Source organism: Streptomyces alkaliphilus, assembly GCF_014141535.1.
Lineage (GTDB): Bacteria > Actinomycetota > Actinomycetes > Streptomycetales > Streptomycetaceae > Streptomyces > Streptomyces alkaliphilus.
The window spans coordinates 1-745 of the sequence record NZ_VKHT01001551.1 but is presented as its reverse complement, the minus strand read 5'-3'; the positions used below and the strand labels follow the sequence as shown (position 1 = coordinate 745).

Below are 745 nucleotides of genomic sequence, written 5' to 3'. Positions count from 1 at the left end.
CCTCCCGACCGCGCGGTACACCCCGCCCCCCGCCGGGGGGCGGCCCCAGCCGTACACCGCCGTGATCCTCGCCGGCGGAGCCGCCCGCAGACTCGGCGGCGTCGACAAACCCTCCCTCACCGTCGGCGGGCGCACCCTCCTGGACCGGGTGCTCACCGCCTGTTCCGACGCGGTGGACACCGTCGTCGTCGGACCTCCCCGACCCACCCGCCGGCCGGTGCGCTGGACCCGGGAGGACCCACCCGGCGGCGGACCGCTGCCCGCGCTGGAGGCGGGCCTGCGCGAGGTGCGCACCCCCCGCCTGCTGCTGCTCGCCGCCGACCTGCCCTTCCTCACCCGGAAGGCGCTGCACCCGCTGCTCGACTTTCCCGTGGACGACAGCCCCGACGCGCCCCGCGCCCTGATCCTCACCGATCCGGAAGGGCGTGACCAGCCGCTCGTCGGCGCCTACCGCACCGAGTCCGTGCGTCAGGCACTCGCCGTGATAGCCGCCTCCCCCGGCCCGCGCGGCACACCCCCCGGCAGTCTGCGAGACCGGCCGCTGCGCACCCTCCTGGAAACCCTCTCGGTACGCAGGCTGCCCGGTCCGCCCTGCCCCGACTGCGACACCCGGGGGGACCTCGCGGCAGCCCGGGAACGGATCAGGGAGCATGGCAGGGTGATGGACGAATGGATCGCCGCCGTTCGGGCGGAACTGGGCCTCGCCGAGGACGAACCCGGCATGGACACCGCCGTGCTGCTGGAC

Annotated in this window: 1 protein-coding gene; it reads left to right on the top strand. The window is 75.8% G+C overall.

Annotated elements, in window-relative coordinates:
• Positions 1-745 (top strand): molybdenum cofactor guanylyltransferase (gene mobA / locus FNQ90_RS25615; RefSeq protein ID WP_194432895.1); only part of this gene is annotated, 745 nt, incomplete at both ends.